The sequence below is a fragment of the Nitrosopumilus sp. genome (genome assembly GCA_029862745.1).
Lineage (GTDB): Archaea > Thermoproteota > Nitrososphaeria > Nitrososphaerales > Nitrosopumilaceae > Nitrosopumilus.
Window position 1 is genome coordinate 38,217 of the sequence record JAOTWS010000003.1, and the last position, 14,524, is coordinate 52,740.

The following is a 14,524-nucleotide window of genomic DNA, read 5'->3' on the forward strand; positions in this document are numbered from 1 at the left end:
CTCTTAAAAAAATGTGTGCCATTTTGATTCAAATTCATCATTATAAATTACCAACTGCAAGCACCTACAAACACTATTTTTTATTCAAAGATATTCATTTTAGAAGATTTACAGAGATGTGAAAAGAGACTATTTCTTAAATCACTATAAAGTAAGACTATCTTGATTTTTTAAATTGATGTACTATGTCTTGCTGTATTAAAATCTCAATCTCATTAATGAATTTCTTGTCAGACATTTTGTCTTGGACCCATAATTTTGCATTGTTTTTAAACACAGGGAGAGTATTTTTATTATTATCTTGTATATCGATATCAATTTGTGGCACTTGGATAATTTTCTTCTCAATCAAATATTCTATTGATCTAAGATAGCCAGAAGTATTGATTTTATCTTCTACCCACCATGAAGTAGTACTTTTAAACCAATTTGGAATAGACGGGATGGAGAAAAGACGTGTCTCTGTGTTTATATCATCAATTAAGACTATCTTTAACCCATAATTCTTTACCTCGTCTATTAATTCATCAAGTTCAAAATACTGAGTAACATCAAGTTGATTTTCAAAAACCCATCCACTTCTTTTTGAATATTCATGTGGATGAAGCAACACCACTGCAAATCCATAATCCCGTACGCTGAATTTAATATCATTCATTGTTTGATTTGCTGGAATACCATACCATGCTCTTCCTTGCTCAATATATCCTGTAGAAGCTGTGGATGGAAACCTAAACAGAGACTCATCTTTGAGAGGATAAGGTGCAACATCAAATGATGAAACAGAGCTGATATATTGTATATTTTCTTGGTTTAACACAGAAATGGTATCAGTATTATAACGTCCAAAAGGTGGAATGAAAACAGAGGGTTTTTTCTCAATTAAATCAGATATGTTGTTATTAGTATTTCTGATAAGCTCAAGCTGTTCATCCTTATTCATAGTTGTAATGTCAGAGGTACCACCATGATTACCAATTCCAATAAGTTTGTCATTTTTGGATATGGTTGTTTTTAGGAAATTAGTTAGTTCTGCATCACTACCAAAATTTTCTCCTATAATCCCTACAGTAAGAGGCACATCTTTACTAAGAAATAGATTGATCAATTCTTCTTGTACATCAATAAGATAATAATCTTGTACATTGTCTAATCTAAATGCCACACAGTTACATGTTTCATCAGGGGATTCAATTTCAGACTTATTTTTAATGCTATTAATCTCATAGTCTATGTTTTGGTCGTTTGATTCAAAAATTTTTATTTCACCCATATTTTTATGAACTAATATTTCTTTTATTGCCCAGACTTTGGATTCAGAGTTTGAGGAATCCAGTACACGTAAAAAGTAAAAACCTACAGGAACATTTGAGAACGTTGCTTCACCATGAGAATCTACTTTTGATTGAGTTACCTTATCATTATTATTATTGTATAATTCGATAGCAAATTCTCCATCATAACCTGAAATAGGTTCTCGTATATTTTTATAAAGTTGTATCTTTATTAGATCATCTACTACGGACTTCCAAGGGGTCTTTATAATCTCATTATTAAGTCCCTGGGCAAAACGGAATTTAGGAACAGTGTATGAAACTTCTTCACTTAAGGATATTTTTGCAGAATAATAATCGTTAATACCATTGGGAATTTGTAACCAAAATCTTTCAGTTCTTCCGTCATTTCCTGTAACATCTTCTGCCCATTTTATTCCTTTATGAGAGAAGATTTCAACTTTGGCTCCTTGGATTGGCTTGTTATCATCATAATAAATTGTAAAAAGAGTCCCTCCCAGGTCTCCAATAGGTATTTTAATTTTTTTAGTTGAATCATCAATTGTTAAAATATGATATCCAACAAACATGTCATGCCTGTAAATATTAATGACATACTTTCCTTTTTCTAGGGATATTTTACTAGGGTTTACTGGTTGTTCCATTTTTAGAATTGGTGTTTTTCTATCATTTTCTGAAAAGATTTCAACATACATGCCCCATGAATTTATTGGATCTTCATTACTATCCACTATTGTCAATTCAACAGTACTAGTCTCAGCATATGCAAATACGGCTGGCAGAGCTAAGATCACAAGCAACCATAACCAATTTTTCAAGTATTTTTTCTATATTGACAACGCTTTATTTCCTTTGCTATATAATCATCAAAAAATTCGGCATAAAATAGAGATATCGCCATAAACTAATACAAGAACAACAAACGGATTATTACTATAATGGTTAACTCTTACTTACTCCTGATGCATTGACTTTACAAAGTCAATTACTTTAAGCAATGATCACATATGAAATCACAGATTCCTAAGATCTCTTTAATAGTCCTATTTCACATAGCAGAGATCCTCAAGTAGAAGCAATATTAAGAAAGAGATGAGATAAAAGATCTAAATAAACATAAAAAATTCATGGAATGATTATAGATTAAATGCTGAAATTCATCAATTAATCATAGACTCAATTTTTACACAATAAGAAATCTATTTGGTGATATTCACTAATGACAGTAACCAAAATAGAAAAAACACATGGGTTAGAATTAATCCTCAGAATCATAATCTGCATCATATTCTATGCTGTCATCCTCGATTTCATAGTTATCTGAATCTGTTTCGTAATAACTCATAAGAATCGTAATAGATTATTTAGTAGATAAACAATTCACTAATTGATTTCATCTCTTCTTAAATCATCTAGAATTATTCTAAGTGTGACAGAGGATTTTTCTGTGATTAGTCACACCAAAATACAACCATGATTATAAGGGACGTTATTATTAGCAAAATATACTAGGTATTATTTTCTCAGTATCTTTTACTAAACATCAGTAATATGATACTAAAAAATTTCAACTAAAAGAATTTACCCATATAACAACAATGATTTAAGAATTATCCAAGAAAGTTTATGTAAATTCAAATTAACTATTTTTTATAGTTTACACAATGAATTCTTCAAAGGCATTTAGGAAACGTGATCTTTCCAAAGTTAATTTTGAATATGAAGAGTTGATTGGAAGAAACTTCTCAGATGCAGATATGAATGGAGTTAATCTCAAAAACAGAGATATCCATAATGCAGATCTTAGCTGCACTAATTTGAGCGAAGCTGACCTGAGTGATGCAATATTATTTTATGTTAAATTAAGAGGGGCAGATATGAGAAGGATTAATCTTTCAAACGCAAAATTATGGGATGCCGAATTGTACGGAGCGAATCTTCAAGATGCAGATATTAGAGGTGCAGATTTGTTTTATACAGATTTAAGAAATGTAGATTTAACTGGAGCTAACATGAGTAAAGTTAATCTCAGACATGCAAACTTTGAAGGTGCAATTCTGACATCAACTAGATTTGCAGATGCAAATTATGATCTTCATACATTGGACACCCTTTCTGAAAGTGCAAGGACTGTGCTAAAGAAACAAGGTAAATTATGGTAAAATATTTGCACATCAACCACTAAGATATTTTAGGCTAAAGATTACAATTAAAATATAATTTTAATTTCATCATCGAAATGATTTCATATCAGATAATATTGTAGTGTTTAATGGTCAAGATAAAAATTGATGAGAAAAGACATCAAGAACTGCTAAAACAAAAAAAAGAATTAGAAGATAATAGACCACATGATATCGAAGCAATGCGGAGATGGAAACATTTGATGGGAAAGGTACTTCAGGAATTAGAATTATTTAATTAACAATATTCTTAAGTTCAAAATTATGAATAAAAATAATGGATATTTACTCCAGTAAATTTGCAATAATTTTGATAATTATATTAGCAGGGATTTTTGGATTACAATTGATGAATAACAATGACAACAATAGTACATTAATTGATGCTGAAACATGCGAATTATACATTATAGATTCTCAGATTAATGCCAAACAGTATCTTAATGAATTTGATTCAAAATGTATTGAATTTAAAAACTTAAATCCATAAAATTAGCTTATATAATACAAAATATTATTTCCCAAATACTTGGGTAAATAATTTGTATCTAAAAGACACGAAGCAATCAAGCATAGAGACAACTTTGTTAACTGTGATCATTATAGTATGATGAATAGATCTTAGTTTTCCATATATTGAAGATAGATATCAATAAGAAGAAAATCAAGATTCCAGCATAATAATGACAGACAAATATCTAAAAATTTAACATATCTAATATATGACGGAGTGAGATTATTATCAGAAATGGTTCTTTTAGATAAAAAAATGCTGATAGGTGGAACTGCAATGATAGTCGTAGGCATCATACTTGTTACAATCAACAGCGCTTCAATGCCAGCAGGCCAAACCGGAATGACTGAAGAGGAAGTAATTGATTTAATGATTGCACAACAAGAAATTCAAGACTATAACACATTATCAGGAATTCTAATAGGAATAGGATTTTTGTTAGTTTTAATTAGTTTTGGAGCAAGAAGAAAGAAAGGCAGTACAAAAAGAGAAGAAAAAAAGCCAGTAGAATAATTCAAACTTTTTAATCTTAAATTAGTAATACAATATTATTGATTCAGGCTGAAATTAGCATATATCCAATAGCTACACGTACTACTAGTGCTAGTTTTTACATTGCAAAAGCAATAGAATCGATACAAAACATAGAGAATCTCAGATTTGAGATTAATTCAATGGGAACAATTTTAGAATCAAATAGTATCGATATAATCAACACAGCTACAAAGAAAATGATGGATACAGTTCATAATCTAGGGATTGCAAGAGTAGAAGTTATAATCAAAATTGATTCAAGAAAAGATAAAGATCTTAGTATGGAAGAAAAAATAGATTCAATTAGAAAATACATAAAATTGTAACAAATGATTTAGTTTGAAAAATTTACAAAATCTGTAATTGACATGATTTTACCCATTTCGACTAACTACCCATATCTTTTTTTGCTCAAAGTTTTTAACGTATTATTTTTTATGATGAAAAATAAAACATGTTTGTTATTTAACTAGATGATAATACGATTTATCTTTTCATATGTTGTAATTATATAAAGACATCTTCCAACTTTATCAATAATTTTTGAGCGTTCCTCCCAAGTACTTAATCACTTTGAAGGTCTTTTTTGGATCACTTATGAAAGTCAAATTTTTTATATCGTAGCATTTAGTATTGCAAAAAAAATCTCCATATTTTTATCCAACGGTTGTAAATCAAATTTTATCATTAAAATCCATCAACATATTCAACAGTTGATCATGTTTTTTCACATAATACATCTAACAATATATTCTAAAATTTTTAAATTTATTTTAAAAAATCATTAGAATTTTTTTAATATTCTAAAATGAGTACTTCTTTGCGCAGGAGATCTTCCTATCTCTTTTACCATTGTTGCTAATTCCTCAACTGATGAGGAAGTAGGCTTTCCTGCAGCACGGTAAACTTCTTCAGAAAATGCAGTTCCAACCAAATCACTACCTCCATTTGACAAAGCAACTTGCGCAAGTTTTTTTCCATATGCAACCCAATATACAGAGATATTATTCAGAACATTTGCAAGCATCAATCTAGATAATGCAATAATTTTTAGATCATAAACAGATGAGCATTCATTGTTTACAAGGTTTTCTTGCTCCAATTCAGTATTATCAAGACTAAATTTTAAAGGAATTAGAGTTAAGAAACCATTAGTTTTCTTTTGTAATTGACGAATTTTGATAAGATGATCAACAATATGTTCAGGTTTTTCTATATGACCGTAAAGCATAGTCACGTTACTGTTGATTTCCATTTTATGTGCCTCTTCAATTACATCTAACCATTGTTGCCCAGTACACTTTCCTCTCGCAATTTTATTTCTAATATCAGGGTGGAATAATTCTGCTCCCCCACCAGGCATTGAATCAAGACCTGCATCTTTTAGACGAGATAGAACTTCTTTAGTGGAGTTTTTTGTTAATTTTGATAAATAGAAAATTTCAGCTGCAGTTAATGCTTTAATATTGAGTTGAGGATGATTTTTTTTAATTACTTTCATCATATCTTCATAATATTCCAATGCAAGTTTCGGATGAAAGCCTCCAACAATATGAACTTCGGTTGCACCCATTTGTTTTGCAATTCGAACTCTTTGTTCAATTTCTTGAGGAGTTAATGTGTACGCATCATCTGCACCATCTTTTCTGTAAAATGCACACATTTGACAACTAGCAGCACAGACATTAGTGTAATTCATGTAATATGATGCTGCAAACGTGACAGTGTCCCCAACTAGTTTTTTTCGAGCATCATCTGCAACAGCTGCAAGTAAATGCAAGTTATCATAATTCATTAATTCTAGGCCATCATTGTAAGAGAGCTCCTCACCTGCAAGAGCACGATCAAGGGCTTGGGAATCCTTAACTAGATGTTCCAACATACCACAAAGTATTACTCATTATGATATATTCCTTAGTCTTAAGAGATAAGTAGTCAGTCATGATAGAAATATCATGGTACTTCCATTAGTTGATGAACATAAACCAAAATGCTATTTGTGTCACGAAGGTTTTGAAAACATTGCAAAATTAAGAGATCATCAAAAATCAACACATGTTGATTTCTTTGAAAAGAATGAAAAACAGATTGAACACGGGCCTGCACCTGGTGATGTTACCGTATTTTAGATTTTTCTTCTTTGATTGATCGTAGTAAATCTTGAGCAGTGTTATTTGAGATGTTAGCCAAGTCATAATGTTTGTCAATAGATAGAGCTTTTTTGAAATATTTGATTGCGTCTTGCAGTTTACCCATCTCACCTAATGATAATCCTTTATAAGCAAAAGCCATAGTACAACGTTTGTCAACCTTCAAAGCCTTATCATAGCATTCTATGGCTTGAAGATATTTTTGATTAGAATGTAATGCAGCACCCTTGTTTAGTAACGCATTAAGATTATCCGGATTTATAGCCAGGATCTTATCAAATGAAGAAATTGCTTGCTTAATTTTTCCCATATTTTGTAAAGTTGCTCCCTTGTCCAAAAGAGCATTGATGTTATCAGGTTCCTCTTTGAGTATTAAATTATAAATTCTCAAAGCATCAGAGTAATTACCATCCTCTACAAATTCATAAGCCTGTGAAAGTAGTTCATCAATTTGAACACCCATTGAGTGAGAGAGAGCATTGTTAATAATATAGTCTTCTTTGGCTAGAATTGTTTGTCTAACGTTATGTTTAGAAAGGGTCACTGATTCTAACATATAGAGAAATCTATTGATTTGGAATTAACATCTTGGTTATACTATAATCCACTTTTAGATATCATCTAAATTAACGTCAACAAAGTTAAAAATTTACAGCAGGCATCATAATTTGTAATCCCTTGTATAATCTTTTATAGATGTTTTATACTGATCTCCTAAGTAATAATAGTACAAAATGGTATTCAAATATTACATGCCAAATAATTTTTCAATTAAAGACATAAAAAAGAAGATAGAGAGTATTTTAGAAGAACCTGAAATTAGATTTTGTGGTCTAATTGATAGTTCGGGGGAACTGATAGCAGGTGATTTTAAAAAAGGAGTGATTCCTTTAGAAACAGATAAGCAAAGAAAACAAATGTTTCAAGAATTAGCACATAGGGTCACAAACAGACAAGGCTTTGATTCAAGTCTAGGAAGAGTAAAATATTCTGCATCTAGAAGAGAAAAAGTTGTAATAATGAGTTTTCCTATTGGAAGATACATTATTTTAATCGTTACCGATTTAAGTATCAATATTGATAGATTTGCATGGAAAATCATATACAAGTTAGAAAGTCAATGGTCTGAGTTTTATGGATTTTAAAAATTAACAGGTCAGACATTTTCAAAAGAACAACATACAAAATCAAGATGCGTGTTTATCTCTTGGATCAATTTCCAGAGATTTGTTAAAGCATTCCATTGATTCTTCATACCTGCCCAAACTTCTTAATACCACACCTTTGTAATTCCAAAGATCTGGGTCATCTTGATTCAAAAGAAGTGCTTGCTCAAAGAATCCTAATGCATCATCAAATTTCCCGTCATCCATCAAAGATTTTCCCTTTTCAACAAGAGAGGTTATTGAATCCATAAATGATAAAAAACACCATTTGTATTAAATTTGAAATCGAAATGCAGGAAATAAACTAAATAGATTAAACAAATTTACAAGAATTAGGCTAAAATTTAAATAAATTTTTTGATATTATATTGTATGGAATTAGACGAAATAGATGAAAGAATTCTCAAAAATTTGTTAGTGGATGCAAGGCAATCAGCCAGACAGTTAGCCCTAAGATTAGGAATCTCAACTGTAACAGTTCTATCGAGAATTAAAAAACTTGAAAAAGAAAAAATTATCAAAGGATATACTGCAATTATAGATCACGAAAAGATAGGATATTCCTTAACTGCAATTATAGAAATCATGGCCAAAAATGATAAAATTGTTGATATTGAAAAAGAAATAGCAAAATTTGAAAACGTATGTGGGGTATATGATATCACAGGTTCAACAGACACAATAATTGTAGCAAAATTTAAGGAGCGAGATGAATTAAGTAAATTCGTTAAAGCCTTGGCAGTAATACCAAATGTTGAAAATACAATCACCCACGTAGTACTAAATACAACCAAAGAAGATTTCAGATTAACATAGGACCCATAAAATGAATAAATTTTGGATTTTTGCAATTTTACTAATTGTCGGTGGAATTCAAGTATCCAATGCACAAAATAATGAATTAGAAATGGAATTAGAGGTAACTGATGAAGAAAAAATCATGTTATTTACAGGTTTTTCAATAGTAGTTTTAGGTATAGTATTATTTTTAGCAAGAGATATCATATTGAGAAGAAAAACATCGTATGACAAAAACGAATTGGAGTCTAAAAAAGATAAAACGTTTGAAAAATATCACTCAGATTGGAGTGATGATTATGAAGAATTTGGAAATAGATACAACACAAAAGAGGATAAAGAATTTCGTAATGCATCTATAAACAATGAATTGCCAAACTATTATGAGATTTTAGGAATTACAAAAAATGCAACTCCAGACGAAATTAAACAAAAATTTAGAGAGTTAGCAAAAAAAACTCATCCAGATAAAACAAAAGAAAATTCTGAAGAAGAGATGATAAACTTAAACAAAGCATATGAAGTGTTATCAGATAAAGAACGTCGAGAAAAATATGACAGATATTTCAAGGTATGTTAGACAGATTCTAGATTAACAATAATCATACTTAATTCAATAGAATTTGGGGTCTGAACACTATTTGTAAGATTTGTAGATATCTCTAGAGGTATAGATTTTCCTGACAGTTCTAGCACCGTAGTAATTTTTAGTGTTCCAAATTCAGTATTAGGACCAAGCATTTTTTTGGTAAGTAATGGAACAATAGATAGATCATTAATCACACCTTTCATTTTGAAGGCAAATTTATCTGTAAAATATACGCCACCACGAGTGGTTGGCTCATTGACAGGAACAGAGGAGTGAGTAATAGATACATCATTTACAGGATAAGATACATCATTTATGAAAAGTCGGTATTTTGGAGAACCATTTTTATTAAAATCCATCAAATTTTTAAGTAAATCAAGACTAACTGACATTAAGAAATATCCAATCATAATTCTATTGAGTGTTTCGTGAAAATCAATAAAAATAATGGATTCTAGGGCAAAGATCATCTTTAAAACCAGCGATTCATTCTCATGTATATTGCAGCAGTTTGCAAATACTCATTCAATGAGAAATGAAATTCTCAGTATGATGGTAGAAATGGGATTGGGTGATGATCATTATGTTGAGATGTTAGACTATACAATAGACCTATTTGAAAGCCAGGGTCTTGGGACAGATTATTATGGATATCATAATATCAATCACGAATTAGAAGTAACATATGTATCACTTTTAGCATCAAAACAAGAAAAGATCAAATTAACTGAAGAGGATATAAAATATCTATATGTTTCAGCATTGTTTCACGACTTTGATCCTCAGAAAAGTGTAGACAAACCACATGAAGAAAATGTTCTAAAATTTATCTCAACTGATAGAAAATTGAGTCAATTAATTACCACTGCAAACATTGATTTAGAAATTGTTAAAGTATTGATTTTGAGGACCACATATCCTTGGAGTGGTGAACTTAAAAAAAATGCAGAAGAACAGATTAAACAATGTTTTTACAATTCAGAATTAACAAGAAATGATGAACAATACCAACAGCACATTATGGAAATAGGTTGGTATCTATCAGTAATAGATAGAATTAGTGGTTATGCACTAGGAGATTTTTCAAAAGCAATGGGGATGGCTAAAATGAATGCACATGCACTTGCATGGAGACCGTCATTAATTGTAAGAAGTTCAGTTGCATATTTTGAAGAATTGTTAAACAAGGAGACAGAAATGGTAAAAGAAATTTTAAAAGTTCTTTCAAAAGAAATGAGGAAGAATTTTTTTGACACCGTATTATCATTTATGAGGATAAGACAACAGGAAATTTCGATTCAGGCAAATGTATCATATAATAATTTCAAATTAATTCCAATAATTGAAAATATGATTACAAGAAAAGATCCAAATTTCATAAAGTCATTATATAAAATTTTTTTAGAGCTGCCAACACCACTTCAATTTGAGAAAGCAAATTTTGAAAAATCAATCAAGGATCCACAATTAATAATTAATACATTAAGATTAAATGACAAAAATGGCGAAATCATAGGATTCTCAAAAGGAGGTCCACTTGAAAAATACCGATTACGTGAAGAGATTAGAGATGAAAATTATGGTCTCGAAAATACAATATTCTTAGAACCCTTAGCATTGAAGATGGGGTATTGGGGACTAAAAGGAGGTAGTGAGATGCGCCATATGTTTATCATGCAATCACACGCTATGAAATACAAATTCTTGACGAGCTTTGCATTACGTGATGTTATCAAATCTAGAATCAACAAAGAGCAAGCAGAATTTGTTACACAGTTTGATCCTGAAAGATGGGATTATTATCGAATTAAAATTTAAGTTCAGCATATGAAAAAAATAGTTCTCAAAATATTAAAGTCTAAAATTCAGGGAGATGTTTTTTCCAGTAAGGAATTCAAGGAATTTTATTCGGTAGATGCTAGCTCATACAAAATAATCCCAAATGTAGTAGTTATTCCAAAGCATGAAAAAGATGTAATTAATGTCATAAAAATTGCAAAAAAATTTAAAATTCCAGTCACTGCACGTGGTGCTGGGACTGGACTTGTGGGTAGTGCACTAAATCGAGGAATCATACTAGACATGAAAAAGTTTGACAGTATTAAAATCTCAAAAAATTATGCATTGGTTGGTACTGGTGTAATTAAAGGGCAGCTAGATAAAAGACTAGAAAAAGTAAAGAAATTTTTCCCGCCAAATCCATCAATTGGTTCTTTTTGTTCGGTAGGTGGGATGCTAGGAAATAATTCAAGTGGGAGTAGGAGTTTAAAATATGGTAGCGTCATAGACAATGTCATAGAGATAACATTTGTTGATGGGAATGCAAGAAAGATAACATTACCAGAAAATAAAAACATTTCAAATAAAATTATAGAATTTACAAAATTAATAGATTCTAAAAAATTTCCTAAAACATCAAAAAATTCTTCTGGATATAGAATTGACAAAGTAAAATCAATTGGAGACACCCACAAGTTAATAATAGGATCTGAAGGGACGTTGGGAGTAATTTTATCAGCAAAAATAAAAATAAAAGATATAGCAAAAAGAAGAATTCTGTTTGTATTAGGATATTGTTCAATTGCAGATGCTTCAAGAGAATGTATGAAAATTAACCAAACAAATCCATCAACAATTGAATTTATGGACAAATTTATACTTGATCAGATTAAATTCAAATTTGTTAAAAATACAAAATGTTTACTTTATGTAGAATATGATGAAAATATTTTAGTAAAAGAAAGGAAATTACAATCAGTCATTACAGGTAAAATTGTTAAAAAATTAAAAAAAGAATATGAGATAGAACAGTGGTGGCGATATAGAGATTTATCACTACATTATAGTTTAAAAACAATAAAAAAAGGAAAAAGAATTCCACATGTAATTGAAGATGCGGCGGTTCCTTTGAATAATCTTCCAAAAGTATTTTCATTACTTAACAAAATAAACAAAAAATACAAGACAGTATCTATTGTTTATGGACATGCTGGCAATGGCAATATGCATGTGAGGTTAATTTCAGATGGAATAAAGATCAAAATCATTAAAAATATTGCAAAAGAATATTTTAATGAAATCATTAAACTTGATGGAACTATTACTGGTGAGCATGGCGATGGTCTTGCACGCTCAGAATTTGTCAAAAAACAATACGGAAGAAAGAACTATGGAATATTCAAAGAGATGAAAAAACTCTTTGATCCAAACAACATACTCAATCCAGGTAAAATCATCTCAAAAAAAAGTACCGTTATTAACAACCTAGAAATTTTCTAAAATTTGCAGTCTAAAAAATAAAACATGTTCAGAAACGCTTTATTAACTAAAAATTATCCAAAAAGTTGTGGTATGTAAGGGTGTAGGGTTATTAGTAATTTTAGTAATTGCTCCAATTGGTGTTATTCCATCATTTGGACTGACTGAATTAGAAAGAGCATCAATCCTAGATCCAAAATTAGTGAATGCATTTGGCTCCCCAATCGGAAATTCAATTAATGTTGATCAACAAATACAGATTTCAGCTTATGTCATAAACAATCAAGAAGAATCTCAGAATTTTGCGTATCTTGTTCAGATCAAAAATGAAAACGACATGGTTGTTTTTTTTGGATGGGTTGTTGGTGAATTAGATCCACAACAAAAATTTAATCCATCATTATCATGGGTTCCAAAGGAATCAGGAGAATTTATTGCAGAGATTTTTGTATGGGAGGGATTTCCGGTTAATCATAAAGCATTAACTGAATACATAACGTTGAAAATCAATGTAAGTTAAAAGATTCAATAAAAAAATTATTTTAAAAAATATGTTAACATATAAGAGGTTCTAATGAATTATTCATAAAAATATCCAATGAAAAATAATGATATAAAATACAATAATTAAGATCTTAGATTTGTCTATTAGTGAAAAAAAATCAACAAGTTCTCGCTAATATGACATCGAGTGTATTAAAGATATGACAATAGGATATTGTGTAAAGTGCCGAGATAAACGTGAAATCAAAGGCTCCAAACCATACACCATGAAAAATGGAAAACCTGCAATTAAGGGCACTTGCCCAACTTGCAGTACAGCCATTTTCAGAATCGGTAGAGGATAAATTTCAGATTAGTGAAATTCAATACTGCCATTCATCAGTAAGGCCATTCCACAGATACCACATAGTGGATGGATCCTTTTCTATTTCTTCAGTAATTCTATTTTTTAACACAAAAGAGAAATTTTCCAATGCATCGATACCGCCATCAGCATACAATTCATGACCAATCTCGGTGATTCTTTTATGTTTTTCAGCGATTTCTTCAGAATCTGGGTTTTGAAGACAGAAGGTCATCAAATCAATCAATTCCTCCTCTAACATAAAGTCCATACAAAACCATATACTTTCAAGCAATTTTTAAGTTTTGATTATTTTTATGGAGTTTATTCTTGCTAAAAAAGAAAGAAAAAAAGACATTTGAAGAAAGAATAAAAAGATGTCCAGAAAGACACAGTGAAATATCATGACATAATAGCCTTAGCAACATATTACAGAATCGCAATTTTGGTAAGAAAATCAATGCTAAAGAACATTCAGGAAAAATAAAATTTTAAAACTAGTACTTTACAATAAGAATAGAGCAAGGTGAATTATTTGCAAGTTTATTTGAGACACTTCCAAGAAAAAACCTTGCTGTTGCACCAAGACCTTTACTTCCAACAACAATCAGATTGCATTGTTCTTTTTTTGCGAGTTTAATAATTTCGTTTGTAATGTTTCCTTCTTTTAGAATTATTTTTGAGTCTACACCGTGCTGAGTGGCTATGTTCTTTCCTTTAATCAAAACCTTGTTTCCAACTTTTCGTAACATTTTCAAATATTCTAGTCTATCCAACAAATTAAGAGGAATTGTTTTTTCAACAACATACAAAAGTATTAACCGAGATTGATAATTTTTTGCCATATCACACGCATGTAGAAGTGCTTTTTCTGAATACTTTGAACCATCAAGAGGTACTAAAATATTCATAAATAATGCTTTTCTCACGAAATATTTTGCAAATCATATCTATTTAACTAAACCCTTGAAAATCTAATGTGATTGGGTTTTTCATTAATTTTGGGGCATATCAAAACATGATGAACATAGATGCAATATCTACAATTTTTTCATTGTTCCTTTTTTCAGTCATATATGATATATCCATTCTGTCAAAATATCATACTAATTTTTTAATTACCAAACGGATTTCTTTAAGTTTTTTTTCTAATTTTTCTCTTTTAGTTGGAGAAATTGAATCATGGTACA

The 14,524-nt window shown here is 30.1% G+C and carries 20 protein-coding genes; 13 read left to right on the forward strand and 7 right to left on the reverse strand.

The features are described 5' to 3' along the window. Nucleotides 1-157 precede the first annotated feature (157 nt). Nucleotides 158-2,113: a polysaccharide deacetylase family protein gene (locus tag OEM44_03655; GenBank protein ID MDH3515893.1), complete on the reverse strand. Its 1,956-nt coding sequence runs from the start codon at nucleotides 2,111-2,113 to the stop codon at nucleotides 158-160. A gap of 846 nt (nucleotides 2,114-2,959) precedes the next feature. Here OEM44_03655 and OEM44_03660 point away from each other — a divergent pair. The 5 genes from OEM44_03660 to OEM44_03680 all read left to right on the forward strand — a co-directional run bounded on the left by OEM44_03660 (nucleotide 2,960) and on the right by OEM44_03680 (nucleotide 4,852). Next, nucleotides 2,960-3,457 (forward strand): pentapeptide repeat-containing protein, encoded by a 498-nt coding sequence (locus OEM44_03660; GenBank protein ID MDH3515894.1) that lies wholly within the window; start codon nucleotides 2,960-2,962, stop codon nucleotides 3,455-3,457. 110 nt (nucleotides 3,458-3,567) lie between these two features. Further along, nucleotides 3,568-3,720 (forward strand): hypothetical protein, encoded by a 153-nt coding sequence (locus tag OEM44_03665; protein MDH3515895.1) that lies wholly within the window; start codon nucleotides 3,568-3,570, stop codon nucleotides 3,718-3,720. A gap of 35 nt (nucleotides 3,721-3,755) precedes the next feature. Further along, nucleotides 3,756-3,968, forward strand: coding sequence for a hypothetical protein (locus OEM44_03670; protein ID MDH3515896.1), 213 nt, complete (start codon nucleotides 3,756-3,758; stop codon nucleotides 3,966-3,968). A gap of 258 nt (nucleotides 3,969-4,226) precedes the next feature. After that, the gene (locus OEM44_03675; protein MDH3515897.1) at nucleotides 4,227-4,505 is read left to right on the forward strand and encodes a hypothetical protein; all 279 of its coding nucleotides are present in this window, start codon (nucleotides 4,227-4,229) and stop codon (nucleotides 4,503-4,505) included. 38 nt (nucleotides 4,506-4,543) lie between these two features. Next, nucleotides 4,544-4,852 (forward strand): MTH1187 family thiamine-binding protein, encoded by a 309-nt coding sequence (locus tag OEM44_03680; GenBank protein ID MDH3515898.1) that lies wholly within the window; start codon nucleotides 4,544-4,546, stop codon nucleotides 4,850-4,852. A 458-nt stretch (nucleotides 4,853-5,310) separates the two neighbouring features. Here the strand turns inward: OEM44_03680 and OEM44_03685 are convergent, their stop codons facing one another. After that, nucleotides 5,311-6,408, reverse strand: a complete 1,098-nt coding sequence (locus tag OEM44_03685) for a radical SAM protein (protein MDH3515899.1) — start codon at nucleotides 6,406-6,408, stop codon at nucleotides 5,311-5,313. Nucleotides 6,409-6,481: 73 nt separating this feature from the next. Here OEM44_03685 and OEM44_03690 point away from each other — a divergent pair, with 73 nt between their 5' ends. Continuing rightward, nucleotides 6,482-6,655, forward strand: a complete 174-nt coding sequence (locus tag OEM44_03690; protein ID MDH3515900.1) for a hypothetical protein — start codon at nucleotides 6,482-6,484, stop codon at nucleotides 6,653-6,655. Here OEM44_03690 and OEM44_03695 read toward each other — a convergent pair. Beyond that, nucleotides 6,642-7,139, reverse strand: a complete 498-nt coding sequence (locus OEM44_03695; GenBank protein ID MDH3515901.1) for a tetratricopeptide repeat protein — start codon at nucleotides 7,137-7,139, stop codon at nucleotides 6,642-6,644. The two genes, OEM44_03690 and OEM44_03695, sit on opposite strands and share 14 nt — an antisense overlap. Before the next feature lie 289 nt (nucleotides 7,140-7,428). On the opposite strand from OEM44_03695, the gene OEM44_03700 reads away from it, so the two are divergent. Next, nucleotides 7,429-7,821 carry a hypothetical protein gene (locus OEM44_03700; GenBank protein ID MDH3515902.1) on the forward strand — a complete coding sequence of 131 codons (393 nt, stop codon included), beginning with the start codon at nucleotides 7,429-7,431 and terminating at the stop codon, nucleotides 7,819-7,821. A 42-nt stretch (nucleotides 7,822-7,863) separates the two neighbouring features. Here the strand turns inward: OEM44_03700 and OEM44_03705 are convergent, their stop codons facing one another. Next, complete coding sequence (locus OEM44_03705) at nucleotides 7,864-8,091, reverse strand: tetratricopeptide repeat protein (protein MDH3515903.1); 228 nt, start codon at nucleotides 8,089-8,091, stop codon at nucleotides 7,864-7,866. A gap of 123 nt (nucleotides 8,092-8,214) precedes the next feature. Between OEM44_03705 and OEM44_03710 the strand changes: the two genes are divergently transcribed. Continuing rightward, entirely contained in the window at nucleotides 8,215-8,658 is a 444-nt protein-coding gene (locus tag OEM44_03710) for an Lrp/AsnC family transcriptional regulator (protein MDH3515904.1), read from the forward strand. A gap of 10 nt (nucleotides 8,659-8,668) precedes the next feature. Continuing rightward, a complete protein-coding gene (locus OEM44_03715) occupies nucleotides 8,669-9,220 on the forward strand; it encodes a DnaJ domain-containing protein (protein ID MDH3515905.1) in 552 nt (183 codons plus the stop codon). Here OEM44_03715 and OEM44_03720 read toward each other — a convergent pair. Further along, the gene (locus OEM44_03720; GenBank protein MDH3515906.1) at nucleotides 9,217-9,699 is read right to left on the reverse strand and encodes a hypothetical protein; all 483 of its coding nucleotides are present in this window, start codon (nucleotides 9,697-9,699) and stop codon (nucleotides 9,217-9,219) included. The two genes, OEM44_03715 and OEM44_03720, sit on opposite strands and share 4 nt — an antisense overlap. A gap of 58 nt (nucleotides 9,700-9,757) precedes the next feature. Between OEM44_03720 and OEM44_03725 the strand changes: the two genes are divergently transcribed. The 4 genes from OEM44_03725 to OEM44_03740 all read left to right on the forward strand — a co-directional run bounded on the left by OEM44_03725 (nucleotide 9,758) and on the right by OEM44_03740 (nucleotide 13,335). Beyond that, nucleotides 9,758-11,047, forward strand: coding sequence for an HD domain-containing protein (locus OEM44_03725; protein ID MDH3515907.1), 1,290 nt, complete (start codon nucleotides 9,758-9,760; stop codon nucleotides 11,045-11,047). Nucleotides 11,048-11,056: 9 nt separating this feature from the next. Then, nucleotides 11,057-12,508: an FAD-binding oxidoreductase gene (locus tag OEM44_03730; protein ID MDH3515908.1), complete on the forward strand. Its 1,452-nt coding sequence runs from the start codon at nucleotides 11,057-11,059 to the stop codon at nucleotides 12,506-12,508. Between the two features lie 67 nt (nucleotides 12,509-12,575). After that, nucleotides 12,576-13,007 (forward strand): hypothetical protein, encoded by a 432-nt coding sequence (locus OEM44_03735; protein ID MDH3515909.1) that lies wholly within the window; start codon nucleotides 12,576-12,578, stop codon nucleotides 13,005-13,007. Nucleotides 13,008-13,191: 184 nt separating this feature from the next. Beyond that, the gene (locus OEM44_03740; protein MDH3515910.1) at nucleotides 13,192-13,335 is read left to right on the forward strand and encodes a DUF5679 domain-containing protein; all 144 of its coding nucleotides are present in this window, start codon (nucleotides 13,192-13,194) and stop codon (nucleotides 13,333-13,335) included. A gap of 18 nt (nucleotides 13,336-13,353) precedes the next feature. Here OEM44_03740 and OEM44_03745 read toward each other — a convergent pair whose 3' ends face one another. Together OEM44_03745 and OEM44_03750 are read right to left on the reverse strand one after the other, a co-directional pair. Next, nucleotides 13,354-13,569 (reverse strand): hypothetical protein, encoded by a 216-nt coding sequence (locus OEM44_03745; protein MDH3515911.1) that lies wholly within the window; start codon nucleotides 13,567-13,569, stop codon nucleotides 13,354-13,356. A 262-nt stretch (nucleotides 13,570-13,831) separates the two neighbouring features. Then, entirely contained in the window at nucleotides 13,832-14,263 is a 432-nt protein-coding gene (locus tag OEM44_03750; GenBank protein ID MDH3515912.1) for a universal stress protein, read from the reverse strand. Nucleotides 14,264-14,524 lie beyond the last annotated feature (261 nt).

Bases quoted from the DNA above. Each gene is read 5' to 3' on its own strand.
- OEM44_03665 (MDH3515895.1), top strand. From the start codon at position 3,568: ATGGTCAAGATAAAAATTGATGAGAAAAGACATCAAGAACTGCTAAAA.
- OEM44_03685 (MDH3515899.1), bottom strand. From the start codon at position 6,408: ATGTTGGAACATCTAGTTAAGGATTCCCAAGCCCTTGATCGTGCTCTT.
- OEM44_03700 (MDH3515902.1), top strand. From the start codon at position 7,429: ATGCCAAATAATTTTTCAATTAAAGACATAAAAAAGAAGATAGAGAGT.
- OEM44_03730 (MDH3515908.1), top strand. From the start codon at position 11,057: ATGAAAAAAATAGTTCTCAAAATATTAAAGTCTAAAATTCAGGGAGAT.
- OEM44_03670 (MDH3515896.1), top strand. From the start codon at position 3,756: ATGGATATTTACTCCAGTAAATTTGCAATAATTTTGATAATTATATTA.
- OEM44_03690 (MDH3515900.1), top strand. From the start codon at position 6,482: ATGGTACTTCCATTAGTTGATGAACATAAACCAAAATGCTATTTGTGT.
- OEM44_03710 (MDH3515904.1), top strand. From the start codon at position 8,215: ATGGAATTAGACGAAATAGATGAAAGAATTCTCAAAAATTTGTTAGTG.
- OEM44_03715 (MDH3515905.1), top strand. From the start codon at position 8,669: ATGAATAAATTTTGGATTTTTGCAATTTTACTAATTGTCGGTGGAATT.
- OEM44_03720 (MDH3515906.1), bottom strand. From the start codon at position 9,699: ATGATCTTTGCCCTAGAATCCATTATTTTTATTGATTTTCACGAAACA.
- OEM44_03745 (MDH3515911.1), bottom strand. From the start codon at position 13,569: ATGACCTTCTGTCTTCAAAACCCAGATTCTGAAGAAATCGCTGAAAAA.
- OEM44_03725 (MDH3515907.1), top strand. From the start codon at position 9,758: ATGAGAAATGAAATTCTCAGTATGATGGTAGAAATGGGATTGGGTGAT.
- OEM44_03740 (MDH3515910.1), top strand. From the start codon at position 13,192: ATGACAATAGGATATTGTGTAAAGTGCCGAGATAAACGTGAAATCAAA.
- OEM44_03695 (MDH3515901.1), bottom strand. From the start codon at position 7,139: ATGGGTGTTCAAATTGATGAACTACTTTCACAGGCTTATGAATTTGTA.
- OEM44_03660 (MDH3515894.1), top strand. From the start codon at position 2,960: ATGAATTCTTCAAAGGCATTTAGGAAACGTGATCTTTCCAAAGTTAAT.
- OEM44_03705 (MDH3515903.1), bottom strand. From the start codon at position 8,091: ATGGATTCAATAACCTCTCTTGTTGAAAAGGGAAAATCTTTGATGGAT.
- OEM44_03675 (MDH3515897.1), top strand. From the start codon at position 4,227: ATGGTTCTTTTAGATAAAAAAATGCTGATAGGTGGAACTGCAATGATA.